The following is a 25137-nucleotide window of genomic DNA, read 5'->3' as shown; positions in this document are numbered from 1 at the left end:
GCGCTTTGCCATGTCCGCCCGTTCGACGCATGCGCCTTTTATCGCGGCCGTGGGGTTATCGGCCAGGATGCTCGCGCAGTCCGCGCATCGGGCGGGATTCAACGTCGCGGCGCTCGATATCTTCGGCGACCGCGATACGCGCTGCTTGGCGCCGCTGTGGTTCGATATAAGCGGCGGCGGTTTGTCGATCGACCGGCAGCGTTTGTTCGATGCGCTCGAACGCACCGCGCGTTTGCCGCGAATGCTCGGTTTTGTAGTGGGCAGCGGGCTTGAACCGATGATGCCGGAATTGTGCAGCGCATCGAGGCTTCCCCGATTCATTGGCAATGGTGCCGCGCCAACGGCCGCGGTTCGCGAACCGCGACGTTTTTTCGCGCTGCTTGACCGGCTGGGAATCGCGCATCCCGAAGTCGCGTTTACCCCTCCCGCCAATAACACCGGCTGGCTCGTCAAACATGCGAACGGTTGCGGCGGAACGCATATAGAAGTGTTGTCGCAATCAGATCCTTCGACCGTTGGCGATGCCTATTTCCAGCGTCGCGCTCCCGGCCGGTCGATGTCCGCGCTTTTTATTGCAGCGCGCGGCAAAGCGCGGGTGATCGGATTCGCGGAGCAACTGAGCATGGCGACCGGCCATTGGCCGTACCTTCACGCGGGTTCGATCGGGCCGATAGATTTGCCGCGCGAACTCAAGAATAAGATCACCGAATCAATCGAAGTCATCGCGGCCGAAACCCGGCTCGTGGGATTGAACAGCATCGATTTCCTGCTCGATGGCGAGCGTTTCGAGGTGCTTGAAATCAACGCACGCCCGTCGTCGACCATGACACTTTACGAAAGCGCGTCGCCCGATGCCTGGCCGCGCGGCTTGCTCGCATGTCATGTCGATGCATGTATCGACGGCCGTCTGCCATCCGCAGCGTCGCCAGTCACCAAAAAATCCGGACAGCGCGTGCTGTTCGCGCCCTATGCTTTCACGGTCTCCCAGGCTTTCAGCCAAGCGTGTTTCACCGATCCCGCGTGCCACGACGTTCCACATCCGGGCACGCGCATCGGCGTAGGCGAACCGGTTTGCACGCTCGTTGTCACGCAGACCTCCGAGTCCGCCGTCAGGGACGAACTCGACCGCCGGGAAACGCTTCTTTTGCAACGCATCGAAACCTGCAGCGAGGACGCTGATGTCGTCACCCCTTTCTCTGTCTGACGTGAGCGTCAACGCGCTGAGCGAGCGTCTCGCCACCCGACTGATCGATAACGCCGAGCACTTGCGTCTCGCCATTTCGCGAACGCCCGATGGCACGGGAATCGTCGATGCCGGCGTCGAAGCAACTGGCGGCGTTGAAGCGGGCGTGCTGATCGCGCGGCTGTGCATGGGCGGCCTTGGCCGGGTTGCGGTGCGCTCGAGTCTCGAAGCCAATCCGCTTTGGCCCAGCATGATCGAAGTGCACACGTCGCAGCCGGTGCTTGCGTGCCTCGGAAGCCAGTACGCCGGCTGGAGTCTTTCCGCCACGAAAGAGCAAACCGGCGGGAAGAAATTTTTCTCGCTCGGCTCGGGGCCGGCGCGCGCATTGGCCGCGAAAGAACCGCTCTTCGATGAACTCGGCTACCGCGACCGGCATGATTGCGGAGCGCTGGTGATGGAAGTGGACCGGCTGCCGCCGCAAATCGTCATCGATAAAATCTTGCGCGACTGCGCGCTCGCGCCAAACAAGCTGACCATAGTCGTTACGCCGACACACTCTGTCGCGGGAACGGTGCAAGTCGTGGCCCGCGTGGTAGAGGTTGCACTGCACAAGACGCATGTGCTCGGCGTGCACCTCAGCGAGATCATTGAAGGCAGCGGTTCCGCGCCCTTGCCGCCGCCCGCACCCGATTCTATCCAGGCGATGGGCCGCACCAACGACGCCATCCTGTATGGCGGACGCGTGCATCTGACCGTCAAAACCGATAGCGTCGCGCAACGTCTTGCGGCGGAATTGCCGTCGTCGAATGCGCGCGATTACGGCCGCCCTTTCGCCGATATCTTCAAGGCCTTCAACTACGATTTCTACCAGATCGATCCCGCGTTGTTCGCGCCTGCGGAAGTCTGGGTCAGCAGCCTGGAAAGCGGCGTGACGTACCACGGCGGCGCGCTCGACATGGCGCTGCTCGACACGCAATGGAGCGGCGCGCCACCGGTTCTGGCCGTCAATGAAAGGGCCCAGCCATGAGTACGGGATTGCGCGTCGCGATCATGAGCGACGAAACCGGCTGGCACACCTCGCGCCTGAAAAAAGCCTTTCGTGCGCGCGGCGTGGAAGCGCGTTGCGTGGATCTGGCGGATTGCCGCATCGATACAACCTGGCAACCGCACGGCCTTGCGATACCCGGCTTCGGCCAGGCGCTGCCCGACGCCGTATTTGTGCGCGGGATCGCGGGCGGTACGTTCGAGCAGGTCACGTTGCGGCTCGGCATCCTGCATGCGCTGCGCGAATCTGGCGTGCCCGTTTATAACGACGCGCGCGCGATTGAACGCAGCGTCGATAAATCCATGACCAGTTTCCTGCTCAACCTTCACAGCGTCCCGACACCGCGCACATGGGCGAGCGAGTCGACGGCGTTCGCGCAGCGCGTGCTGATGCGCGAGGCCGCGCTTGGACGCCGCGTGGTGCTCAAGCCATTGTTCGGGTCTCAGGGAAAGGGCTTGCGGCGCCTCGGCACGAATCGCCGCGATGGTTCGCTTGCGCCTTTGCCGTCGCTGCGTGGGTCGGGTCAGGTTGCTTACTTGCAGGAATACATCGAAGGCGCACGTCCGGGTTTCGACTGGCGCGTGCTCGTGATCGGCGGCCGCGCGGTCGCTGCAATGAAACGTGTCGGCGGCAAAGGCTGGATCCATAATTTCGCGCAGGGCGCGGCGTGCGAAGCGGCGTCCCTGGAACCGCGGCTCGCCGGTATCGCCGTGCAGGCGAGCCGCGCGCTAGGGCTCGACTATGCGGGCGTGGATCTGATTCCGTCCGACGATGACGCAAGTCCGCTGGTGCTCGAAGTCAACGGCGTCGCAGCGTGGCGCGGATTGCAGTCGGTCACGCAATTCGATATTGCCGCCGCGCTGGTCGATGATCTGATCGACCGCAAGCTCGCGGCGCACGTCCCTGCGCCTCTCAAGACCGGCGATGGCACAGGACATTAACTCCCTGCTTCCAAAGGCGCTGGCGGCCTTCCTCGCCGCTTGCCGGCTCGATGTGGAAACGGTCAAGCCGGGCAATGTCAGCATTGGCAGCGCTGGTCATGGGATGACGGCGGCGCAGTTCATCGCAAGCGCGGATGCCGCCGCGCACGGATTGTTCGAACCCGGCGCGCGCGTTGGCAAACGCATCCTGGAAGCCGTGCGCCGCACGCGCGAAGTTGCCGGCTGCAATACCAACCTTGGCATCGTGTTGCTGGTCGCGCCTATGGCAGCAGCGCTCGAAGATTTCCCCGACGCGACTCTCACGCTCGACACATGGCGCAACGCAACGGAAAGGACGTTGGCGCGGCTGAATATCGACGATGCCCGCGACGCGTATCGTGCGATCGCGCTGGCGAATCCTGGCGGACTGGGCGAAGCACCCGAGCAATCGGCCCACGACGCGCCCACCATCGACCTTCGTAGCGCGATGACATTGGCCGCGCAACGCGACAGCATCGCGCGTCAGTACGCGAACGGTTTCGCCGATGTGTTCGATTCGGCGCGCAATGTTCAGGCAATCGATGAAACCTCCACACTCGCCCTCTTCCTCCGATTTCTAAGCGGCTGGCCCGATTCACACATTGTGCGCAAGCACGGTTTGCCCGTGGCGCAGAGTGTCACGGACGAGGCGCGCCGCTGGCGGGACGCGCTGCATCGTGAAGGGTACGAAGGCGTGCAGCAAGACCTTCTGAGCTGGGACGCGGAACTCAAGGCGCTTGGCATCAATCCCGGCACGAGCGCCGATCTGACGGTCGCGACGTTGTTCGCTGCAGGCCTCGCACGAGCCGATGCGTATTGACGCCGGCCGCCATGCATTCCGATTGGCACGGAACATGATAGGAACAGCCGTGATTCTCAAACAGTCCGTGACAGCGTCTCTACGGCGTGTCTCGTACTGACCGCAAGCGGGACATTCGTATCCAAAATCACTGGAGGAACAGCATGGCCAAAATCAACCGCGTCATGGTAGGCGAGTCGCTGATTGGCGACGGCAACGAGGTCGCACATATCGACTTGCTGATTGGACCGCGCGGTTCGGCTGTCGAAACCGCGTTCTGCAATGCTCTCGTCAATAACAAGGACGGCTTCACGTCGTTGCTGGCGGTGGTCGCGCCGAACCTCATCACCCGGCCGAACACGGTGATGTTCAACAAGGTCACGATCAAGGGCGCCAAGCAGGCCGTGCAGATGTTCGGCCCGGCGCAGCATGCGGTCGCGCTCGCCGTTGCCGACAGCGTGGAGGACGGCACCATCCCGGCGGACGAAGCCGACGACGTGTTTGTTTGCGTCGGCGTGTTCATCCATTGGGAAGCCGACGACGACAAGAAGATTCAGGAGTACAACTACAAGGCGACGCGTGAAGCAATCCAGCGCGCGGTTTCCGGATCGCCGAGCGCGGCGGAAGTGGTACAGAAGAAAGCGGCTGCCGCGCATCCGTTTGCGGCGGCCTGAATCCTGATCAGGCGTTCAGCAGGAGGAAGGACGGGCCGCGAATTCGACTTGAATGAAGTTGAATCGCGGCCTTCCGCTCATGCACTCAACTGTATGAATAAAGCTTTGGCAGAGGCACTGTAATGACTCATCGAACCTGCGTGCGGCTGCTGCTTGCCAGTCTCGCGGTGGCTCCCGCGATTGCGCTCGCGGCGGATTCCGGCGAGGCGGCGAAGCACAGCTACGACTATCCGACTCAGGGACGCGTGGAATACGTGCTTGGCTGCATGGACGACAATGGTCACGACTTTGCGAACGTGTACAAATGCTCGTGCGCGATCGATCACATCGCGCAAGCTCTTCCCTACGACGACTACGTCGAGCAGATGACGTTCTCCAAGTATTCAACGCTCGGCGGCGAAGGCGGCAACGAATTCCGGGTGGACCGGGCGAAGGCGCAGACCAAGAACTTCCGCGCGATACAAACAGAAGCGTTCCGCGCATGCGGCGTGACCAAGGCCGCGGCGAAGTAAAAACCCTTTGATACTGGGTCGGTGAAAAAGCCGTCAGCGGGTCCTAACACCTCCTCTCGATCACCACGCCCACCGAATCCACGTCATCGAATTTGGCGGGCTTGGCGAGGGAAACCCGCACCCAGTGCGCGCCGAAATCCTCGATCAACAACTGCGCGACTTTCTCCGCCAGCCGCTCCAGCAACTGAACCCCGTGCGACATCATCAGCAACGCGAGCGCATCGTGCACCGCCGCATAATTGATTGTGTCCTCGATCCGGTCCGTCGAGCACGCGCGTATGGACGGCATCCCGATCGCAAGATCCAGCCTGACAGGCTGTGGATCGTGCAGCTCGCTTGCGTCTATACCAATCACCGTTTGCGCGGTGAAGCCGTTGATATAGACGATGTCCATCGGCGTATCGCTCACAGGTTGCGGGAAGACCACGGGAATGACGCGGCGCGCTGGCCCGGATGAACCGGCTGAACCGTGCGTGGATCGGATTGCATCGAAAAGCGCCATGGAGGCTCCATCACGGATAAGCGGAAGGGCAAAACCACGAAGGAATAAAGCAAATTCCGGGCGCACTCGCCAACCCTGACGCGACTACTTATTGAACAGCGACGTCATCGGATGTAAAGTTTTAAGTTAACGCTGGTTCATAAGCACTTCAGAATTAGCGGGTTGGCGCGAACGCGTGCAGAGGGCCGTACCAGAGACACGCCGCGCAGGGGAATACCATTAGATACGGCGCCGCGGCGCTTGCGAACCGTCGCAAGAACCAGTGGACGCCCCGGAGACAGGCCCCATGTCCATGTCGTCGCTTGCTGACAACAACGTGCACGTACGAGACGTACTGAACATCGTCAACAACCAGTTGCCGACGCGTCCCACGAGCGACTCCGTCGCGCAGTCGTGGATGCGATGTCTCAAGGAATTCCGGCTCGACCCCGCGCGCTTTGTCATGCCGCCCGTGCTGACGCAGCAGGAACTCACCGCGCGGCGCGAGGCGGCGAGCGATCTCATCGCGTGCTCGAAGCTCGAGATGACCACGCTCTACCAGCAGCTCGCCGACCCGGAACTGGCGGTCGTACTCGTCGATGCAGACGGCGTGATCGTCCATCAAGTCGCCTCCGTCCCTTTTGGCGAAGCGATCGCGGCGGACGGCCTGCGCGTGGGAGCGCTCTGGAGCGAGCGCGAAGCCGGCACGAACGGCATGGGCACGTGCCTCGCGGAGCGCGAATGCATTGCGGTTTACCAGCACGAACATTTTTATCCGCGATACACGTCGCTGACCTGTTCGGCGGCGCCGATCTTCAACGATCGCGGCGAAGTGGCCGGCGTACTCGATGTCACGAGCCGCTCGAAGCTGCTGCAACAGCATTCGCTGGTGCTGGTCGGCATGTCGCGGCAGATGATCGAAAATCGTTTGCTCGATGCGCGCTACCGGCACGCGAACATGATTCACTTTCACAGCCGCCCGGAATTCGTCGGTACGCTGCACGCCGGCAAGCTCGCCGTCAGCGATGACGGCGTAGTGCTTGCCSCCAGCCGCAGCGCGCTCTTTCAGCTCGACTTCCGTTCGCATGCGGAGTTGTGCGGCAAGCGAATCGAGGAAGCGTTCAACGTGCCGCTGGAGGACATGATCGCGCGCAGCATTCGCGGCTCGTTCCATCCGGTGACCGTCTACAGCGCGAACGCCAACAACCGCTTTTTCCTGATCGCTCAGACACCGCGCGACGCCACCACTAGCGCAACCCGCATCCTGATGAACGATCCGTCGAGCCGCGCGGGATCGGGTTCTTCTGCGGCATCTTCTTCGGCGTCGTCTGCGGTTTCATCTCCGGCTGGACGCGCCAAAGGTGTTCGTCCGACACGCGATCTCGCCGCGCAGGATGGCAAGCTGGAAAAACTCGCGCATCTGGAATTCGGCGATCCGCGCATGGCGTCGCAAATCCAGCTCGCCGTGCGTGTAATACAGCGCAAGATCCCGATCATCCTGCGCGGCCAGACAGGCACCGGCAAGGAAGTCTTCGCAAACGCGCTTCACAGCATCAGCCCGAACAGCGCGGGCAGTTTTGTTGCGGTCAATTGCGCATCGTTGCCGGAGAACCTGATCGAGAGCGAATTGTTCGGTTATCGAGCGGGCGCCTTTACCGGCGCGCAGCGCGAAGGACGCCGCGGCAAGATCGTGCAGGCAAATGGCGGCTCGCTATTCCTCGATGAAATCGGCGATATGCCGATGGCCTTGCAAGCGCGCTTGCTGCGCGTGCTTGAGGAACACGAGGTCACGCCGCTCGGCGCGGAAACCACCGTCAAGGTGGATTTCCAGCTGATTAGCGCGAGCCACAGGAACCTGCTCGAACTCGTGCAAAGCGGCGCTTTCCGCGAAGACCTGTATTACCGGCTCAACGGCATCGAGATCAATTTGCCGCCGCTGAAAGAACGTGCCGATGCACTCGCGCTGATGCATCATCTGCTCGCGGCCGAAGCGGAAGAGCCGCCTACGCTCAGCGCCGAAGCGCGCCATGCGCTGCTGAATTATTCGTGGCCGGGCAACATCCGCCAGTTGCGTCATGTGCTGCAAATGGCTGTTGCATTGTGCGATGGCACTGAGATCGACTGCTCGCATCTGCCAGTCGAGATCGTGCAATTTGCAGGCACTACACATGCCGCGCGGCTCGGCATGGGAATGGGATACGGCGTGAACAGCGCGCCTGCGGCCAGCCCCTATATGCATGCCGCCGAAGATTCGAACACGTCGGAACTTAACGCAATTCAGCTCAAGGAACGCGAGACGGTGCTCGAGCTGCTCGATGAACACCGCTGGAATGTCAGCAGCGTCGCTAAAGGACTCGGGATCAGCAGGAACACGCTTTATCGGAAGATGCATCGGTTGCATATCCGGCTTTCGCACGACGGATCGGCGCTACCGCCCAACGCATGAGCGAACCGTCAGCGCCCCGTCCATTCACGCCCGCACCCACGCCCGCGCGCAAGCTCGACCAGTTCAAGCCCGACGCGCGGTTTGCGTGGTGCGTGACCGGGTCGGGCCATATGATCGAAGAGTCCATCGAGCTTGCTGGGCAGTTGCAGGGCGTGGACTTGTTTCTATCGTCGGCGGGAGAGGAAGTGTTGCCGCTCTATGGCTGGCCCTTGCCCAGGCTGCGCGAACATTTCCGCGTTTTCCGCGATAACAGCGCGAGCGGCGTTCCAGTCGGCATGCTTTACGAAGGGAAATATCACACCGTGGTGATCGCGCCCGCGACCAGCAACACGGTTGCAAAATGCGCGCTGGGCATTTCCGACACCTTGCCGACCAACCTTTACGCGCAGGCCGGCAAGCAGTGCATTCCGGGCATTGTTTTCGCATGTGACACCGCGCCGAGCGTGATAACGCAGAGTCCGCACGAGTGGGTCGAAGTGCGTCCGCGCAACATCGAACTGCAGCGTGTGGACCAGTTGGCGCTGATCGAATACACGACGGTGGCGCGCTCGCTCGATGAGTTGAAGGCGGCGCTCGATCAACGGCTATCGATACTCGGGCTCGCATGGAACACATCGTCTTCCTGACAGGCAGGCTTGCCGAACGCAGTTTGCGTCAGGTGCTCGAAGGCATGACGCCCGCGCCATTCACGTGGGAAGTCCGCGAAATCGGCTTGCAGGTCGCCGCGTTGATGACCGCCGACATGATCCGGCGCCGTGTTCCCCTGCCGCTTTCCGCGACCAGGATGATCGTGCCGGGCAAGTGCCGTGGCGATCTCGATCTATTAAGCCAGCATTACGGCGTGACGGTCGAGCGCGGTCCCGAAGAGGTCAAGGACTTGCCGCAGTTCTTTGGACGCAAAGCGCGGCATCTGGATTTATCGCGCTATGAGACAGAGATTTTTGCGGAAATCGTCGATGCTCCGCGGCTTTCGGTTGACGGTATTGTCGAGCGCGCGTCCGTCTACGCGGCTCAGGGCGCCGATGTAATCGATATCGGCTGCTTGCCAGAAACGCCATTTGCGCACCTCGAAGATTCCGTGCGCGCGCTGAAGGAGCGTGGGTATCGGGTGAGCGTGGATTCCATGCGTACCGACGAACTCGTGCGTGGCGGGCACGCGGGCGCGGATTATCTGATGAGCCTCAATGCCGATACGTTATGGATAGCTGATGAAGTTGCATCGGTGCCGATACTTGTTGCACGTGAGCCGGGCGACCCGGCGTCGCTCGATATTGCCATCGAGGCGCTGTTGTCCCGCAATCGTCCCTTTCTTGCTGATCCCATTCTCGATCCGATTCCGTTTGGACTGGCGGCATCGATTGCGCGATACGTCGCGTTGCGGGCGCGTTATCCGGACATTGGAATCATGATGGGCATCGGCAACGTGACGGAACTCACCGAGGCTGATACGAGTGGCATCAATGCCGTATTGCTTGGCATGGCTGCGGAGTTGCGGGTGAACGCGGTGTTGACGACGTCGGTGAGTTTGCATGCGCGTCGCGCGGTGAAGGAGGCGGATATCGCGCGGCGGATGATGTTTGCCGCGCGCGAGGCGCAGGTCTTGCCGAAGGGGATTTGCAGCGATCTTGCCACGCTGCACGACAAGCGGCCTTTTCCTTACAACGCGGCGGAGATCGGGTTGTTTGCCGCGGCCGTGCGGGATCCGAATTTTCGGGTCCAGGTCGCGGCGGATGGTATCCATGTTTATAACCGCGATGGGCATCAGGTTGAACGTGATCCGTTTGCGCTTTATCCTGGGTTGGGGCTGGAGGCCGATGGGGGGCATGCGTTTTATATGGGGGTGCAGCTGGCGCGGGCTGAGATTGCGTGGAAGCTGGGGAAGCGGTTCGATCAGGATCAGGAGTTGGATTGGGGGGCCGGGGTTGAGGTGGAAAGATCCACCGGCGATCTCGATAAGTGGGAAGAGGTTGGGAGTACGCGGAGGAAGGGGTGAAGGGGCGGGGGTCGGGCGGGGGCCGTGAGGGGTCCTGCTTTTTAGGTTTTCGCGCGTGCTGTTTTGGTTGTTCTGTTCAGCATTGTTAGCCACTGTCCGTGGCGGGACATCATTTCACAGGGTTTGGCGCTGGCGCTAAGTTCTTAGCGGTCAGGGTCGGGGTCAATGCCGGGTTGTTGCTGCTTAAGCCCTCGCGGGTTCTGTCTTAGCTGACTTCTTTAGTACTGTTAGCCACTGTCCGTGGCGGGACTTCATTTCTTGGTCCTTCGGCGACAAAGAAACGAAGCAAAGAAAACGCCTTCCAACCGCTAATTCTTAAGTGTCCACAGCGTGCAGCGAGAACCGTGTGGCACGCAAGAAGCACCCGCTCCGGCAACACATACCTACACGCTTCGCCGCCAATGTCGGAATCCGCTAATACGGAAACCCGTCCAACGCATAACGACGGGTTGAGCCCACAACCGGTCCAAAGCATCTTGAACTGCAACCGTCGGCGCCAGTACTGCCGCTTGTTCCGTTTGGGCGCTTGCGCGCGTAGCGCGGAGGCCTGGTTAGTGGATTCCCACACTGGTGGCGAAGCGTGTGGGTATCCGTGAACGGAGGGGGAGGGTTTCAAGTGTTCGGGGTTATGCGCTGAGGGTGCTTCTTGCGTGCCATACAGTTGTCATTGCACGCTGTGGACACTTAAGAATTAGCGGTTGGGAGGCGTTTTCTTTGCTTCGTTTCTTTGTCGCCGTTGGACAAAGAAATGAAGTCCCGCCACGGACTTAAGAATTAGCGGTTGGGAGGCGTTTTCTTTGCTTCGTTTCTTTGTCGCCGTTGGACAAAGAAATGAAGTCCCGCCACGGACAGTGGCTAACAGTGATAAAGAAGTCAGCTAAGGCAGAACCCGCGAAAGCCTAAGCAGCAACAACCCAGCATTGACCCCAACCGCTACAAACAACCGTCCAAGAGTCAGCGTTAAACCTTGTGAAATGAAGTCCCACCACGGACAGTGTCCAAAAGTGCCAAAAAATCAGTCAGAACGCAACGCATGAAAACCAAAAAAGCCCCTACCCCCTCAAGCGCCAGCGCCCCCTACTGATATCGCTGCGCCATAACCTCCAGCCCAAGCACCTTAATCCTGTCCGCCTGCCCCGCACATCCAAACGCCTCGAACCTCGCCACGCATAAATCCCGCGCTGCGGCCGTCGCCGCCTTCAACGCATGACGCGGGTCAAACTCCCCCCTCGCCATGGCCAGCGACCTCCTCATGGCCCCAGTCATCGCCAACCTGATATCGGTATCGATATTCACCTTCCGCACACCATTCGCAATCCCGCGCTAAATCTCCTCCACCGGCACACCATACGTCACCGGAATCTCGCCGCCATGCTCGCGAATGATCGCCAACCATTCCTGCGGCACCGACGACGACCCGTGCATCACCAAATGCGTATCCGGAATCATCTTGTGTATGGCGACAATCCTGTCCATCGCCAATATCTCACCATCGGGCTGACGGCTGAACTTGTACGCGCCATGCGATGTGCCAATCGCAATCGCCAACGCATCCACACCCGTAGCCTCAACAAACGCCTTGGCCTGCTCCGGATCGGTCAACAACTCATCGCGAGATAACCTGCCTTCAGCGCCAACGCCGTCCTCATCGCCGGCATGGCCCGTTTCCAGTGATCCCAGACATCCCAGCTCGCCTTCTACCGATACCCCCACCGCATGCGCCGCCTCGGTCACGCGACGGCTGACATCGACGTTATATGCGTAGTCGGCAGGTGTCTTCTGGTCGGGCAACAACGACCCATCCATCATCACCGATGTAAATCCCGAACGTATTGCCTGCTGGCACACCGATGGACTCGCCCCATGATCCTGATGCAGCACGACCGGCAAATCGGGATGCGCTTCGAGCGCTGCAAGCACGAGATGCCGCAAGTATGGCTCGCCCGCATATTTGCGCGCTCCAGCCGACGCCTGAAGAATCACGGGGCTGCGCGTTGCATGCGCGGCCTGCATGATCGACTGGATCTGCTCCATGTTATTCACGTTGAATGCCGGCACGCCATAACCGTACTCGGCCGCGTGATCCAGCAACTGACGCAATGCAATGAAAGGCATATCGGACTCCGTAGTATCGATTAAATCTGAAGACGCAAGGAAGGTTTCAAGCTTCAGCAAGCGACCCTTTCGGCTTCGCTGATCACATGCTCCACCGTCAAGCCGAAATGCTCGAACAACGCTTCTGCGGGTGCGGATTCACCAAAGCTGTCGATGCCTATCACCCCGCCGTCCAATCCCACGTACTGCCGCCAGAAAGCGCTCACGCCGGCTTCAATCGCAACACGCGGCACGTTCGGCGGCAACACGCGGTCGCGCCACGCACGTGACTGACGATCGAACACGTTGGTAGAAGGCATCGATATCACCCTCGCGAGCACGCCGTTCTCACGCAAAGGCTCAATAGCCGCCAACGCAAGCGCGACCTCCGAACCCGTCGCGATCAACACCACGCGTTTTGCCACGCGGCCCACGGGTTCCGGCCAGTCACGGAGCACATAACCGCCGTGCGCGATTGCATCGATCTGCTCTTCATCACGCGATACGAACGGCAAGCTCTGACGGCTCAACAACAGACACGAAGCACGATCGCGATCAACGGCACATACCCACGCCTGCGCCGTTTCCACGGTGTCGCAAGGACGCCAGACATCGAGGCCGGGAATGAGCCGGAGACTTGCCGCATGTTCGATCGATTGATGCGTGGGACCATCCTCGCCCAGGCCGATCGAGTCGTGCGTGAAGACAAACACGGCGCGCACTTTCATCAACGCAGCCATGCGCAACGCGTTCCTCGAATAGTCCGAAAAAGTGAGGAACGTGCCGCCAAAAGGCAAATATCCACGATGCAGCGCGACGCCGTTCAACGCCGCGCTCATGCCAAATTCACGCACGCCGAAATGCACGTAGTTGCCGCCGTGCAGCGTCCCGCCTTCTGCATTTACGGTGACCGCTTCCTTCCATCGCGTGAGATTGGAGCCCGTAAGATCCGCCGATCCTCCGAGTAACTCCGGCAACGCGCGCGCCAATCCTTCTATGGCGTTTTGCGAGGCTTTGCGCGTCGCTATCGATTGAGCCGCGCGGTCTGCCTCCTGCACGATTGCCGACGCCGCCGCGCGCCAATGCGCGGGCAACGCGCCACGCATGCGTCGTTCGAATTCGGAAGCCTCGCGCGGATACTGCCTGCGATATGCATCGAACCGAATGTTCCAGTCCGACTCCGCTTTCCTGCCGCGTTCACGCGCGTCCCACCGGCTGCGTATGTCAGCGGGGATATCGAAGGGTGCGTGAGGCCAGTCGAGCGCGCGGCGCGTCGCTGCGACTTCATCGGCGGCAAGTGGGGCACCGTGCACGTCGTGCGTGCCCGCCATCGAAGGCGCGCCTTTTCCAATGACGGTCTTGCAGCAGACCAATGTTGGTTTCCCAACGGACTGCGCGGCGGTTATCGCGCGGTCGACGGCGTCGACATCGTGACCATCGACGTTGCGCACGACATGCCAGCCATAGGCTTCGAAACGCGCAGGGGTATCGTCGGCGAACCACTTCGCAACGTGTCCGTCGATGGAGATGCCGTTGTCATCGTAGAGCACGGTAAGCTTGCTCAATCCCAACGTTCCCGCAAGCGAAGCCGCCTCGTGCGAGATCCCTTCCATCAGGCATCCGTCGCCCACAAAAACGTAGGTTCGATGATCAACGACCGCATGCCCGGGACGATTGAATTCCTGTGCGAGCAAAGCTTCGGCAAGCGCCATTCCAACCGCGTTCGCCAAGCCTTGCCCGAGCGGTCCGGTGGTTGTTTCAACGCCTGGCGTGAGACCTACTTCCGGGTGACCGGGCGTCTTGCTATGCAGTTGCCGGAAACGTTTCAATTCATCGAGAGGCAAGTCGTATCCGGTCAAATGCAGCAGGCCGTACAACAACATGGAACCGTGTCCGTTCGATAAAACGAAGCGGTCCCTGTCGGCCCAATCCGGATTGTGCGGGTTGTGTTTGAGATGCCGGCTCCATAACGCCACGGCGATCTCGGCCATGCCCATCGGCATGCCGGGATGACCCGACTTCGCCTGGCCGACTGCATCGACTGCCAGCATGCGAAGCGCGTTTGCCATCAGGCGGGGGTCGCTGTGAACGGCGGGCGGTGAGTGTTGCTCGATGACTGCGTCCATGGGAATGCTCCTTTCAACGATGAACAGAATGCTCAGGCTCGGGCGCGGCGATCGAGCAGTTGCAGGATCAGCGGCGTGAAGATGAGTTGCATGGCAATTCCCATCTTTCCGCCCGGCACGACAATCACGTTTGGACGCGACATGAACGAGTCGTGCAGCATGGTGAGCAAATACGGGAAGTCGATCCCCTTTGGGCGCGCGAAGCGGATCACGACAAAACTTTCGTCGGCTTGCGGAATCTCGCGCGCGGTGAACGGGTTCGATGTATCGACAGTCGGCACGCGCTGGAAGTTGACGTGCGTGCGCGAGAATTGCGGACAGATATAGTTCACGTAATCCGGCATGCGGCGCAGGATGGTATCGACCACGGCCTCGTGCGAATAACCACGCAAGTTCTGATCGCGATGCAACTTCTGGATCCACTCGAGGTTGATGATCGGCACCACGCCCACCAGCAAATCGGCGTGTTTTGCTACATCGACTTTATCCGTCACGGCGCCGCCGTGGAGACCTTCATAGAACAGCAGGTCTGTGCCAGGCGTAACGTCTTCCCAAGGCGTGAACGTTCCCGAGTCCTGTTTGTGGACCACGGCTTCTTTCTCGTCGTGCACGTAATGGCGGATCTGCCCGCCGCCGCTTTCGCCATAGGTCTGGAACAGCTGCGCGAGTTCCACCAGCAAGTTGGCTTCGGGACCGAAGTGACTGAAGTTACGCACGCCGTCACGCTCACTTTGTTTGAGCGCCTCGCGCATGCCGAGCCGGTCGTGCCGATGGAACGCATCGCCTTCCACAATCTGCGCGTTGATCTTTTCTCGCCTGAAAATATGCGTGAAGCTCTTCATCACGGTCGTCGTTCCCGCGCCGCTGGAACCGGTCACTGCAATGATCGGATGTTTAAGTGACATGACGTGTCTCCTGGTTTCTTGTCCGGATCAGGGTTCGCTCAGACCGGCGCTTCGGGCAGGAACAGAGACCGTGTGTTGAAGAGCGGCGACGTAAAAGGCTTGTCCTCGCCGCGATCGTAGTCGGCGTGATAGCGCGCAATGCGCTCGACTTCGTTCTTCGATCCGAGGATCACGGGCACACGTTCATGCAAAGCGCGAGGCAGCACGTCGAGAATGCGATCGCGTCCAGTAATGGACATGCCGCCGGCTTGCTCGACCAGGAAGCTCATCGGGCCCGCTTCATAAAGCAAACGCAGGCGGCCTTGCATTGCGGGCGTCTTGAAGTCGCGCGGGTACATGAAGACGCCGCCGCGCATCAGGATGCGGTGGACCTCGGCGACCATCGAAGCAATCCAGCGCATGTTGAAATCGCGTTCGCGGCAACCGCTGCGGCCGTCCTTGCACTCCTGCACGTAGCGGCGGACAGGCGGTTCCCAGAAGCGTTCGTTCGATGCGTTGATCGCGAACTCGCAAGTGTCTTCGGGAATGCGGATGTCCGAATGTGTCAGCACGAAGTTGCCGACCTCGCGGTCGAGCGTGAACCCGTGCGTGCCGTTGCCAACCGAAATAACGAGCATTGTCGATGGACCATAGACCGCATAACCCGCGGCCACTTGTTCATGGCCAGGTCGCAGGAACGCGTCGTGGATTGCCGTATCGGTCTTTGCGTCGCCGGAGATTCTCAGCACCGAAAATATCGAACCGACCACGCCATTGATATCGATATTCGATGATCCATCGAGCGGATCGAAGGCCAGCAGATATTCGCCGCGTGGATAACCGGGCGGAATCGTGTACACGTTGTTCATTTCTTCGGACACCATGCCCGCAAGCAAGCCGTCCCATTCGCAATGTTGCAAGAAGATCTCGTTGGTCGCGATATCGAGCTTCTTCTGCTCTTCACCATGCGTGTTGATACTCGATGCCGATCCGTAGTTGCCGCCCAGCGCGCCCTTCGTCAACTGCGCGGAAATGGTCTTGATCGAAGCGGCGACATCAATCAGCAACGCGGAGAGACCGCTTGCCTGAACTGGCGATGGACTGCGATCGAGCGTATCGATAAGAAATTTGGAAAGTGTTGTCCGTCCGTCCAGCATGGCGCGCTCCTGGGAAGTTGTGATCAAGCGGGTCTGGGCGGCGGCGTATCGAACACGCGGCTCGCGCGAATATCGGCGGCGGACAACAAGGTCAGCGCGTCGGAACTCGACGGCCCGGCGCCTTGCATTGCATCGGCGAAAATACGGCTCGCCTGGCGCAAGCGCGCGCGGTCCAGCGCGTTACGTATCGAGCGCGCGTTCGCGAAATTCGGCTGGCGAATACGGCGCGCGAGATAGTCCTCGAACGCGGCGCGCGCTTCGGCGTCGAGCCTGTAATGCATGCGCGAAAGCATGCCTTCCGCAATGTCGAGCAACTCGGCGATGTCGTAATCAGGGAACGTAATGTGATGCGCAATGCGCGATCGAAAACCCGGATTGCTTTGAAAGAAGGTTTCCATACGCTGCTCGTAGCCCGCAAGAATCACTACCAGATCAGACCGCTGGTTCTCCATGACCTGCAACAGGATCTCGATGGCTTCCTGCCCGTAATCCCGCTCGTTCTCGGGACGGTACAAGTAATACGCTTCATCGATAAAAAGCACGCCGCCCATCGCGCGCTTAAGCACTTCGCGGGTCTTGGGCGCCGTATGGCCAATGTACTGACCCACGAGATCGTCGCGCGTAACCGAAACAAGATGCTTGCGCCGGATATAGCCGAGCCTGAACAACACGTCGGCCATGCGCAGCGCAACGGTCGTCTTGCCCGTGCCAGGATTGCCAGAAAAGCACATGTGCAAGGTAGGCACGCCGCTCGCAATGCCAAGCGTTTCGCGCGCGCGCTCCACCAGCAGTTGTGCCGCGACCTCCTTTATACGCGTCTTCACGGGCGTCAATCCCACGAGATCACGATCCAGTTCAGCGAGCACCTCGCCGACCGTCGACTGACGAAACAACTCGACGAGATCGACGGCCGGTTGCGCGGATTCAAGCACTGGCGAGTCGGCGACGGCTAACGACATGTCCGGCTCCTTGTCAGTTATGGGCAGGCGGTTGATCCAGCGAATAGGCTTTTATTGCGTAGTGCTGAACGCGGCCCTGCGCGTCCTGCCGTTCGAGGCGGAAGCCCGGTTCATGGTCAGGACGATTCACGATGAAAGAAAGGCGCATGGTCTCGAAGCCGCGCACTGAATCAAACGCGTTGACCTTGATGTAGTGCTGCGGATTAGCGTTGCGGCATGCAGTGACTTCCATCATCGCGCCCGCTCCGTCCTTCAGGTCGAACATCGGCAGGCCCCACATTTCCCAATAGGTATTGCGCGGATGCGGGTCGTCGGTGTATTCCACCGAACATGCCCAACCCTGCTGTAACGCATAGTCGATCTGCAAGCGAATTTCTTCGTCGTTGAGCTCGGGAAGAAATGAAAACGTGCCTTGGGTGATTCGCATGACGTGCCTCTCGTTCAAGGTATGGGTTCAGGCCGGTGTCGGCGTGGTGGCGAAATCGGGCGTATCTGTCGATGCATAGTTGAAACTCACGTCGCGCCATGTATCGAGCGCCTGCTTCAAAGGCGTGCACCAGCGCGCCGCGTTCTCAAGAATGTCCGGCCCTTCATTCGCAATGTCGCGGCCTTCGTTGCGTGCTTTCACCATGCATTCGAGCGCCACGCGATTCGCCACCGCGCCCGCCTGGATTCCGCCCGGATGACCAATCGTGCCGCCACCAAATTGAAGAATGCAGTCGTCGCCGAAGAGATCGAGCAACTGGTGCATTTGCCCGGCGTGGATGCCGCCCGACGCAACCGGCATCACCTTGCGCAAACCCGCCCACGATTGTTCGAAGAAGATGCCGCGTGACAGATCCACTGCATTGGTCGAATCGCGCAACACGTTGTAATAACCCTGTACCGAAAGCGGATCACCTTCGAGCTTGCCGACCGCCGTGCCAGCATGTGCATGATCCACGCCTGCCATGCGCAGCCACTTCGCAATCACGCGAAACGAAATGCCGTGATTGCGTTGCCGCGTATATGTGCCATGTCCCGCGCGATGCAGATGCAGGATCATGTCGTTCTTGCGCGCCCATTTGCCCATCGACTGGATTGCCGTCCAGCCGACCACAAGATCGATCATCACGATGCACGACCCGAGCTCCTTGGCGAACTCGGCGCGTTCGTACATGTCCTCCATAGTTGCAGCAGTGACGTTTAGATAGTGGCCCTTCACTTCGCCCGTCGCGGCTTGCGCGCGATTCACGGCTTCTATTGAAAAGAGGTAGCGGTCGCGCCAGTGCATGAACGCTTGCGAGTTGATGTTTTCGTCGTCCTTGAGGAAGTCGAGGCCGCCTTTCAGCCCTTCATACACGACGCGTCCGTAGTTCTTGCCCGAGAGCCCGAGCTTCGGCTTGACCGTTGCGCCGAGCAGCGGACGTCCGTATTTGTCGAGCCGTTCGCGTTCTACCACGATGCCAGTCGGCGGCCCTTGGAATGTCTTGAGATAAGCGACCGGCATGCGCATGTCTTCCAGACGCAGCGCTTTGAGCGGCTTGAACCCGAACACATTGCCAATGATCGACGCCGTCAGGTTCGCCACCGACCCTTCTTCGAACAGATCGAGTTCATAAGCGATATACGCAAAGAACTGCGGCTCTGCACTGCTCGATGAAGGCACCGGATCGACGCGATACGCCTTTGCCCGATACATGTCGCAAGCGGTAAGACGATCCGTCCAGACCACGGTCCATGTCGCCGTCGATGATTCCCCTGCAACCGCGGCCGCTGCTTCCTCGGGCTCGACGCCCGCTTGCGGGGTGATGCGAAAGAGCGCGATGACATCGGTATCTTTCGGAACGTAATCGGGCTGCCAGTAACCCATCTCGCGATACTTCATGACGCCCGCGGAATAGCGGGAACGGGTGGGCTGCGTCGTGGATGCCGGCGCGACCGCGGCCTGGGTGAACTCGTTCATAGCGTTTCCTCGATGGTTTGGGGCAGCGTGGGGAAATGCTTGCGCTGTGAATGCAATGTAGGCGCGACCCGTGGCAAGAGGAATTCACGATTCTCTTCGCCAGGCTTAAGCAATCCGTTAACGTCGGGAACACCCTGAGGACGTCATCAACGAGGACGTGGGACACTTTGATGCAGAACCGCGACAGTCAGGTGTGCACGTTGCGCGGTAAATTCCGCCGGCAAAATCTGCCATCTACCCGTCGCGCTGTTCGGTATGCGCTTCAAACAGGCGCCTGTGCGGGCTGTGTTTGCCAGGCACGGTGTTTGCATTGAGGAAGTTGCCGGTACGCGCGCGAAAGCGTCGCTGCGCCGGTATCCGTTGGACAACTTGATGGAGACGACTATGCAGTGGACAACCCCGAGCTATACCGATATGCGTTTTGGTTTCGAAATCACGATGTATATCGCAACGCGTTAAGCGCTGGCGCCGCCGTTAGCTTAAATCTGACGCGCGGCTTTCACGGTTGTTCGTTTCATGCAATATCGATTCAAAGTCTTTTCAACGTCATAACCGCCGGCCCTGAGCGCGCTGCGTTGACCAGCGTTTCCGCCATGATCCACGAAACCATCGTCACGACCGCGGCGCGCGACGGCCGGCCTCACATCGCGCCCATGGGCGTGCGCTTCGAAGACGGGCTGGCGATCCTCGCGCCGTTCCGTCCGTCGGCGACACTCGACAACATCATCGCGACGCGTGCGGCCGTCATCAATTTCACGACCGATGTCCGCGTTTTCGCGGGCTGCGTGACAGGATCCAAAAAGGACTGGCAGACACTTCCCGCCACCTTAGTGAATAGCGTGCGTCTTGCAGATTCGCTTGCACATACCGAACTCGAACTGGATTCTCTTCATGACGATCCACAGCGCCCGGTGCTGCGTTTGAAGCGTGTTTATCGCGAAACGCATGGTCCGTTTGAAGGGTTCAATCGTGCGCAGAGCGCGGTTGTCGAAGGTGCGATTCTCGTCAGCCGGCTCTTCATGTTGCCCGCCGACAAGGTCGACAACGAAATGGCATACCTTCAGATTGCCATCGATAAAACCGCGGGTGAGCGGGAACATATGGCGTGGGACTGGATCACGGCTGCAGTTGCACGCCATCGGGAAAACACTAAGCAATCCGATGCAACGCGTGATGCACTGCGCGAACCAGACACATCCGCGTCCGAGCGGCGCTGAATCTTCCGGAGCCTGACATGACCGCATTGCTGGCGAGCGTCCGTTCGTCTGAAGAAGCGCTCGATGCCGCACAGGCAGGAGCGGATCTGATCGACTTGAAAGAGCCGGATGCGGGCGCGCTGGGCGGCGTGTCGATCGACGACATCGCGGTAATCGTGGACCTGTTGCGCGCACGATTTCCGGTCAAGCCGATCAGCGCAACCATAGGCGACGTCCCCACGGAAGCGCTCGACGAGATCACCCGGCGAGTTATAGAAGTAAGCAATACGGGCGTGGATTACGTGAAGGTCGGCGTGACGCCCGGACCCGCTGCGCACGCCTGCCTCACTACGCTCGCGAGTTTGCCGGCGGCTGTAGTGCCCGTGCTGCTGTGTGACGAAGGTATCGATCCGGAGCTCGTTCGCTTCGCCGCAGAACTGGGCTTTGCAGGAATCGTCTTCGATACCGCTAAAAAAACCGGCCAGACCATTTTTGATTGCGTGAATCTGGAGACGCTCACGGCATGCTTGCGCACCGCACGCGCAAGCGGTGGCATGACGGGCCTCGCGGGTTCCATGAACTGGACGCACCTTGCCCTGATTCACGAACTTGCGCCGGACATTGCAGGGTTTCGCACCGCGTTATGCAATAACGGTCGCGTGTCACGACTCGATCCCGCGCGCGTCGCGCAGTGGGCGGAAGCGCTTCATCATCATGCCGTCGCCTGAATCACGCGACTGGAATATGCAGCAACCTCTCGCGCATCAATGCTGCGTCGCCCTTGTTGAACATCTCGACAACGTAGTTCGCATCCTTCACGTGCTTCGCGAAACTGGCGTCGACTATGCCTCTGCCGGACAACGTCTCCACAGGCGTGCCCGCTTCGACCACGCATGACTTGACCACCATCAGGCGCTCCGCGTTGAGCGTGGTCGAAAGCCACGCAGCCAGACTATCCGATGTCGTGTTCCAGTTCGTCATCTCGTCGGGTTTGTCGCGCATCAGATCTGTCGGAACCCACACTGCAACGCGGCCATCGCGCAACGCACGGCGAATACGCATTTCATTCGATGCCAGCACGAGTTCCGGCATCACGCCTTGCATCAGGATTGCGTATTGCGCCATCGCGAGCAGACACATGTTGTGAGCGGCAAGGTCGCCGAATTGCCACTCGCTTTGATACTGGCGAACCGTGTCGGCGAAGTCCCCGCCGCCCGGTACGATCACAACCCGTCCGCCGCCCACTTCCCAAAGCTGGGTAAGCCATTCGCGCAGCGCCGGGTCGTGACTCAGGCTTCCCCCGATTTTCACCACCCACATGACATGTCCCCCGCTTTGAGTTGCACTTGGTTCAAGCGCCCGGATGCGCGACCGTGTTTTCATGTTGCGTGAGAAGCGCAACGGCCACGCTCGGCGCGCACGTTGCAATCCATTCGCGCTGCTCCTTGCCGGCGCCGGGTGCATCGGCGAGATCGGAGAAATCGATAAACGCCCTGCCCGTTTCGCGCGCCAAAACTTCTGTCAGGAAGCGTCCGCAACCCGCCCCGACCAGCGGCGAGCGCTGCAACACAGGATGCGCCGCGATCACGCCATCGAGGTTTGCCGCCAAGATCCGCATCTGCTTTTCACGCCATTCGAAAGCAAAATCACGCCATTCGTTTTCGCTGGCGTCGCGGGCATCGCGTCCTATGGTTCGTGCGATCCGCGCGCGGCTCGCGACTAGTGTCTTCGGCCCGTTGTCGGCACTTGCATGCTGATCGTGCGCCGGCCAGAGTTCACCCGTCAACCGGTAAACATCGGCTGTGGTGGCAAACCACTCATTCATGACATTGGCCTCTTCGCCGCGAAATTCAATGCGATGCGCAACGCCGCACAAAGGCGTGCGCACGACGCCCTGATACACGAGCTCGCCGCTGACGAGCCGGGTTGCGTCGTTGCAACCGCGCGCTGCAACGCGTCCCGCGACGATAGGCACAATATCGGTCGTGGTACTACCTATGTCCATCAGCACGGCATTTTCCAAACGGTGCGCAACCCATTGCGCGGTCGCCAGCCAGTTCGCCGATGCAACCGCGCGCCATTGCGCCTCGCAAGCCTTCGCTTCCAGCCAGCCCGCCGCGCCCGCGAAAAACCGTGTATTCGGTCCGAGCCGCTGCGCCAATGTATCGACGAGAACCCGGACACCTTCCGCACGATCCGCGAAGAGATCGACCATCTCGCCCGTCATGGTCACCGCGTGTCGCGCATGCGAGCCGCGAGCGCGTGGCCATCGCTCGAATACCGAATCGATAACCCGTTCCAGATGTTCGAGCCCTTGCCATAGCGGACACGGCCATTGCACGATATCGTGCAGCTCGCCCGACTCAGTGAGCATGCAGACCTTGATATGCGCACCGCCCACGTCCCAGCCGAAAATTGCGTGATCGGCGTTCATGCCCGCGCCCCCGCCGCACACGCCACCCCGTGCGCCTTGAGCAAATCGCCTGCGAGATTGCGTCCGAGTTGCGCCGAAAGACCCGCATAAGCCGCCGTCAGCCGCGGGTTCACTTCGATCACCACAGGTCCGCGCTGCGCATTCCAGACCACGTCGATGCCGACAAACCCGCGCAATCCCGGTATCGCCGATATAACCTTGCGCGCAAGCGTTTCAAGCGCGACGCCTTGCTCGCTGCGCTTATCGATCTGGTTGATTTCGACTCCGCTGAACTCGACCACGCGCGCGGTTTTTCCCATCGCGGCGGCATCCGGCAAACCGATCCGCTGGCGATTGATACTGACGAGTTCCATGCCCTGCGCGCTGCATACGAGCGAGAGGCTCAGCGGCTCGCCATCGACCCATTGCTGCATCACAGGGTTGCGCCCGGCTGCCGCACGGGCGTCGTACTCGGCGCATGCATCTGCAATGCGGTCGTACACGAACGTATCGAGACCGCCCGCGCCGTCGTCGGGTTTGACGACCCAGCGCACGTCCGCGCCGGTCTCCGGTGCAAACGCATCCGGTTCGAGCGCGGCCGTCACCTGAACGCCATGCGCTTCGAGGCACGCGGCGGTTGCGCTTTTGCTCGATGTTGTTCTGATCGCTTCTTTCGAACATCCCAGCCAGCGCGCCGCGCCCACCGAGTCGTGCAGATGCAGCAACAGGCCGTCGCATTCCGGTGCGATGATCCACGCGTGGTCGTGCTGTCGCGCCACGCGGGCGACGAAAGCCGTGATCGATTCGCCGGGCATCGCGATGCAATGAGAACGCGTCGGCTCCACTTTTTCGAAGCGCGAGCTGGCGAACGTGACCTGCACGCCGTCTAGTTCGATAAGATCGGCGACCAGGGCATCGCGCATGGCCCGTCCTTCGACGATCAGCGCGCCGAGATCGAGCAAGCTGGGTTCGCCGGCCAGTGCCGGGTCGATGCCACCGCCGGTGAGATACTCGTACACGAATAACTTGGTCAAGGTTCCTTCCATGCAAGTGATACCCGTACTCGATCTGCTCGATGGCCACGCGGTTCGTGCCGTGCGCGGTGAGCGCGAACACTACCGGCCCATCAAGTCCTTGTTGTGCGCGACCAGTGAACCGCTGAACGTCGCGCGTGCGTTGCTGGCCGCGACCGGTTCGCGCACGCTCTACATTGCCGACCTCGGCGCGATCCTCGGGCAGAAAGATCATGCCGCCCATATTGCTGCGCTGCTCGATGCGCTCGACGTCGAGATCTGGCTCGACGCGGGCTATACCGATTTCGCCTCCATGCGTGCGGTTTTCGATCGGATCGATACTCGTCTTTCCAAGCTTGTTCCTGTGTTTGGCACTGAGACGCTCGTTAATGTCGATGCATTGCGTGACGCTCGATCTGCCGGTTTTGAGCCGGTGTTATCGCTCGATCATCGGGGCGGGCGATTGATGGCGGATGCGCCAGCTGCTTGTTCCGATACATCGTGGTGGCCGTCGCGGGTGATTGTGATGACGCTCGATCAGGTGGGCGCTTATGAGGGGCCGGATCTGGCGACGGTTGGCGCCGTGCGGGAGCGGGCGGGAGCACGCGAGTTGATTGGGGCGGGTGGCATCCGGGATGATGGGGATCTGTCCGCCGCGGCGGGAAGTGGCGCTTCGGGATGGCTTGTTGCATCGGCGATTCATGATCGGAGGGTTGGTTTTGCCAAGGTGGATCAATCTTGATTGATTACACAATATTTATGCCAAGGGGATGGGCGGAGGTGGGCTGGTCGGTTGCTTTAGCCACTGACCGTGGCGGGGTTTCGTTTCACGGGGTTTGATGCGTGGGCTCGTATGATTGTGTTGTGGCGGTCGGGGTTGATGCCGGGTTGCTGCTGCTTAGGCCTTCGCGGGTTTCTTGTTTTCTGTTCTCTTTAGCACTGTTAGCCACTGTCCGTGGCGGGACTTCATTTCTTTGTCCAACGGCGACAAAGAAACGAAGCAAAGAAAACGCCTTCCAACCGCTAATTCTTAAGTGTCCACAGCGTGCAGCGAGAACCGTGTGGCACGCAAGAAGCACCCTCAGCGCATAACCCAGACCAGTTGAAACCCTCCCGCTCCGGCAACACATACCCACACGCTTCGCCTCCAGTGTCGGAATCCATTAATACGGAAATCCGTCCAACGGTTAACGAAGGGTTGAGCCGATAACAGGCCAAGCATCTTGAACCGCAGACTTCGCCGCCAGTACCGCGGCTT

General features: G+C 60.4%; 23 protein-coding genes and 1 pseudogene. 13 read left to right on the top strand and 11 right to left on the bottom strand.

The annotated features are described in order from the left end of the window. Positions 1–10: 10 nt before the first annotated feature. The 6 genes from ASG35_RS23455 (at position 11) to ASG35_RS23430 (ending at position 5172) form a co-directional block, all read left to right on the top strand. Positions 11–1204 (top strand): ATP-grasp domain-containing protein, encoded by a 1194-nt coding sequence (locus ASG35_RS23455; protein WP_056363848.1) that lies wholly within the window; start codon positions 11–13, stop codon positions 1202–1204. Next, positions 1179–2210: a methenyltetrahydromethanopterin cyclohydrolase gene (mch, locus tag ASG35_RS23450; RefSeq protein WP_056363337.1), complete on the top strand. Its 1032-nt coding sequence runs from the start codon at positions 1179–1181 to the stop codon at positions 2208–2210. The genes ASG35_RS23455 and mch overlap by 26 nt, the downstream gene beginning before the upstream one ends. Beyond that, on the top strand, positions 2207–3169 hold the full coding sequence (locus ASG35_RS23445; RefSeq protein WP_056363334.1) for an ATP-grasp domain-containing protein: 963 nt from the start codon (positions 2207–2209) through the stop codon (positions 3167–3169). The genes mch and ASG35_RS23445 overlap by 4 nt, the downstream gene beginning before the upstream one ends. Next, a complete protein-coding gene (locus ASG35_RS23440) occupies positions 3153–4007 on the top strand; it encodes a triphosphoribosyl-dephospho-CoA synthase (RefSeq protein ID WP_056363331.1) in 855 nt (284 codons plus the stop codon). Before ASG35_RS23445 ends, ASG35_RS23440 begins: the two co-directional genes overlap by 17 nt. A gap of 143 nt (positions 4008–4150) precedes the next feature. Further along, entirely contained in the window at positions 4151–4660 is a 510-nt protein-coding gene (fae, locus tag ASG35_RS23435) for a formaldehyde-activating enzyme (RefSeq protein WP_056363328.1), read from the top strand. A 122-nt stretch (positions 4661–4782) separates the two neighbouring features. Continuing rightward, on the top strand, positions 4783–5172 hold the full coding sequence (locus tag ASG35_RS23430) for a hypothetical protein (protein WP_056363326.1): 390 nt from the start codon (positions 4783–4785) through the stop codon (positions 5170–5172). 43 nt (positions 5173–5215) lie between these two features. Here ASG35_RS23430 and ASG35_RS23425 read toward each other — a convergent pair whose 3' ends face one another. Continuing rightward, on the bottom strand, positions 5216–5674 hold the full coding sequence (locus ASG35_RS23425) for a dihydroneopterin aldolase (RefSeq protein WP_235527682.1): 459 nt from the start codon (positions 5672–5674) through the stop codon (positions 5216–5218). Positions 5675–5966: 292 nt separating this feature from the next. Here ASG35_RS23425 and ASG35_RS23420 point away from each other — a divergent pair, with 292 nt between their 5' ends. Genes ASG35_RS23420 through ASG35_RS23410 form a run of 3 tightly spaced genes read left to right on the top strand, consistent with a single transcriptional unit; the run spans position 5967 to position 10092 of the window. Continuing rightward, a complete protein-coding gene (locus ASG35_RS23420; protein WP_056363323.1) occupies positions 5967–8099 on the top strand; it encodes a sigma-54-dependent Fis family transcriptional regulator in 2133 nt (710 codons plus the stop codon). Next, positions 8096–8725, top strand: a complete 630-nt coding sequence (locus ASG35_RS23415; protein ID WP_056363320.1) for a flavoprotein — start codon at positions 8096–8098, stop codon at positions 8723–8725. Before ASG35_RS23420 ends, ASG35_RS23415 begins: the two co-directional genes overlap by 4 nt. Then, complete coding sequence (locus ASG35_RS23410) at positions 8704–10092, top strand: DUF6513 domain-containing protein (RefSeq protein ID WP_056363317.1); 1389 nt, start codon at positions 8704–8706, stop codon at positions 10090–10092. Before ASG35_RS23415 ends, ASG35_RS23410 begins: the two co-directional genes overlap by 22 nt. Positions 10093–11169: 1077 nt before the next feature. On the opposite strand, the pseudogene fba reads toward ASG35_RS23410, so the two are convergent. The 7 genes and pseudogenes from fba to ASG35_RS23375 form a co-directional block, all read right to left on the bottom strand. Next, a pseudogene (gene fba, locus ASG35_RS23405) lies at positions 11170–12207 on the bottom strand (class II fructose-bisphosphate aldolase). 53 nt (positions 12208–12260) lie between these two features. After that, positions 12261–14312 carry a transketolase gene (gene tkt, locus ASG35_RS23400; RefSeq protein ID WP_056363315.1) on the bottom strand — a complete coding sequence of 684 codons (2052 nt, stop codon included), beginning with the start codon at positions 14310–14312 and terminating at the stop codon, positions 12261–12263. A gap of 32 nt (positions 14313–14344) precedes the next feature. Beyond that, entirely contained in the window at positions 14345–15217 is an 873-nt protein-coding gene (locus ASG35_RS23395; RefSeq protein WP_056363312.1) for a phosphoribulokinase, read from the bottom strand. 38 nt (positions 15218–15255) lie between these two features. Beyond that, positions 15256–16353, bottom strand: a complete 1098-nt coding sequence (locus ASG35_RS23390) for a class 1 fructose-bisphosphatase (RefSeq protein ID WP_056363309.1) — start codon at positions 16351–16353, stop codon at positions 15256–15258. Between the two features lie 23 nt (positions 16354–16376). Beyond that, positions 16377–17312 carry a CbbX protein gene (gene cbbX, locus ASG35_RS23385; protein ID WP_056363306.1) on the bottom strand — a complete coding sequence of 312 codons (936 nt, stop codon included), beginning with the start codon at positions 17310–17312 and terminating at the stop codon, positions 16377–16379. A 13-nt stretch (positions 17313–17325) separates the two neighbouring features. Next, positions 17326–17739 (bottom strand): ribulose bisphosphate carboxylase small subunit, encoded by a 414-nt coding sequence (locus ASG35_RS23380; RefSeq protein ID WP_056363844.1) that lies wholly within the window; start codon positions 17737–17739, stop codon positions 17326–17328. Positions 17740–17766: 27 nt separating this feature from the next. Beyond that, positions 17767–19257, bottom strand: coding sequence for a ribulose-bisphosphate carboxylase large subunit (locus ASG35_RS23375; RefSeq protein WP_056363303.1), 1491 nt, complete (start codon positions 19255–19257; stop codon positions 17767–17769). A 384-nt stretch (positions 19258–19641) separates the two neighbouring features. Here ASG35_RS23375 and pqqA point away from each other — a divergent pair, with 384 nt between their 5' ends. The 3 genes from pqqA (at position 19642) to ASG35_RS23360 (ending at position 21181) form a co-directional block, all read left to right on the top strand. After that, complete coding sequence (pqqA, locus tag ASG35_RS32480; RefSeq protein WP_013342881.1) at positions 19642–19716, top strand: pyrroloquinoline quinone precursor peptide PqqA; 75 nt, start codon at positions 19642–19644, stop codon at positions 19714–19716. A gap of 134 nt (positions 19717–19850) precedes the next feature. Then, positions 19851–20474, top strand: coding sequence for a DUF447 domain-containing protein (locus tag ASG35_RS23365; RefSeq protein ID WP_056363842.1), 624 nt, complete (start codon positions 19851–19853; stop codon positions 20472–20474). Positions 20475–20491: 17 nt separating this feature from the next. Beyond that, a complete protein-coding gene (locus tag ASG35_RS23360) occupies positions 20492–21181 on the top strand; it encodes a (5-formylfuran-3-yl)methyl phosphate synthase (RefSeq protein WP_056363300.1) in 690 nt (229 codons plus the stop codon). Between the two features lies 1 nt (position 21182). Here ASG35_RS23360 and ASG35_RS23355 read toward each other — a convergent pair whose 3' ends face one another. The 3 genes from ASG35_RS23355 to ASG35_RS23345 are packed head-to-tail and all read right to left on the bottom strand — an operon-like array spanning position 21183 to position 23900. Continuing rightward, the gene (locus ASG35_RS23355) at positions 21183–21773 is read right to left on the bottom strand and encodes an amino acid kinase family protein (protein WP_056363299.1); all 591 of its coding nucleotides are present in this window, start codon (positions 21771–21773) and stop codon (positions 21183–21185) included. Between the two features lie 31 nt (positions 21774–21804). Further along, complete coding sequence (locus ASG35_RS23350) at positions 21805–22887, bottom strand: hydantoinase/oxoprolinase family protein (protein WP_056363839.1); 1083 nt, start codon at positions 22885–22887, stop codon at positions 21805–21807. After that, positions 22884–23900 (bottom strand): ATP-grasp domain-containing protein, encoded by a 1017-nt coding sequence (locus tag ASG35_RS23345; RefSeq protein WP_056363838.1) that lies wholly within the window; start codon positions 23898–23900, stop codon positions 22884–22886. The genes ASG35_RS23350 and ASG35_RS23345 overlap by 4 nt, the downstream gene beginning before the upstream one ends. Before the next feature lie 10 nt (positions 23901–23910). On the opposite strand from ASG35_RS23345, the gene ASG35_RS23340 reads away from it, so the two are divergent. Further along, on the top strand, positions 23911–24621 hold the full coding sequence (locus tag ASG35_RS23340; RefSeq protein ID WP_056363296.1) for a HisA/HisF-related TIM barrel protein: 711 nt from the start codon (positions 23911–23913) through the stop codon (positions 24619–24621). Positions 24622–25137: the final 516 nt, after the last annotated feature.

Source organism: Burkholderia sp. Leaf177 (genome assembly GCF_001424345.1).
Lineage (GTDB): Bacteria > Pseudomonadota > Gammaproteobacteria > Burkholderiales > Burkholderiaceae > Caballeronia.
This window is presented reverse-complemented; position numbering and strand designations above follow the sequence as displayed.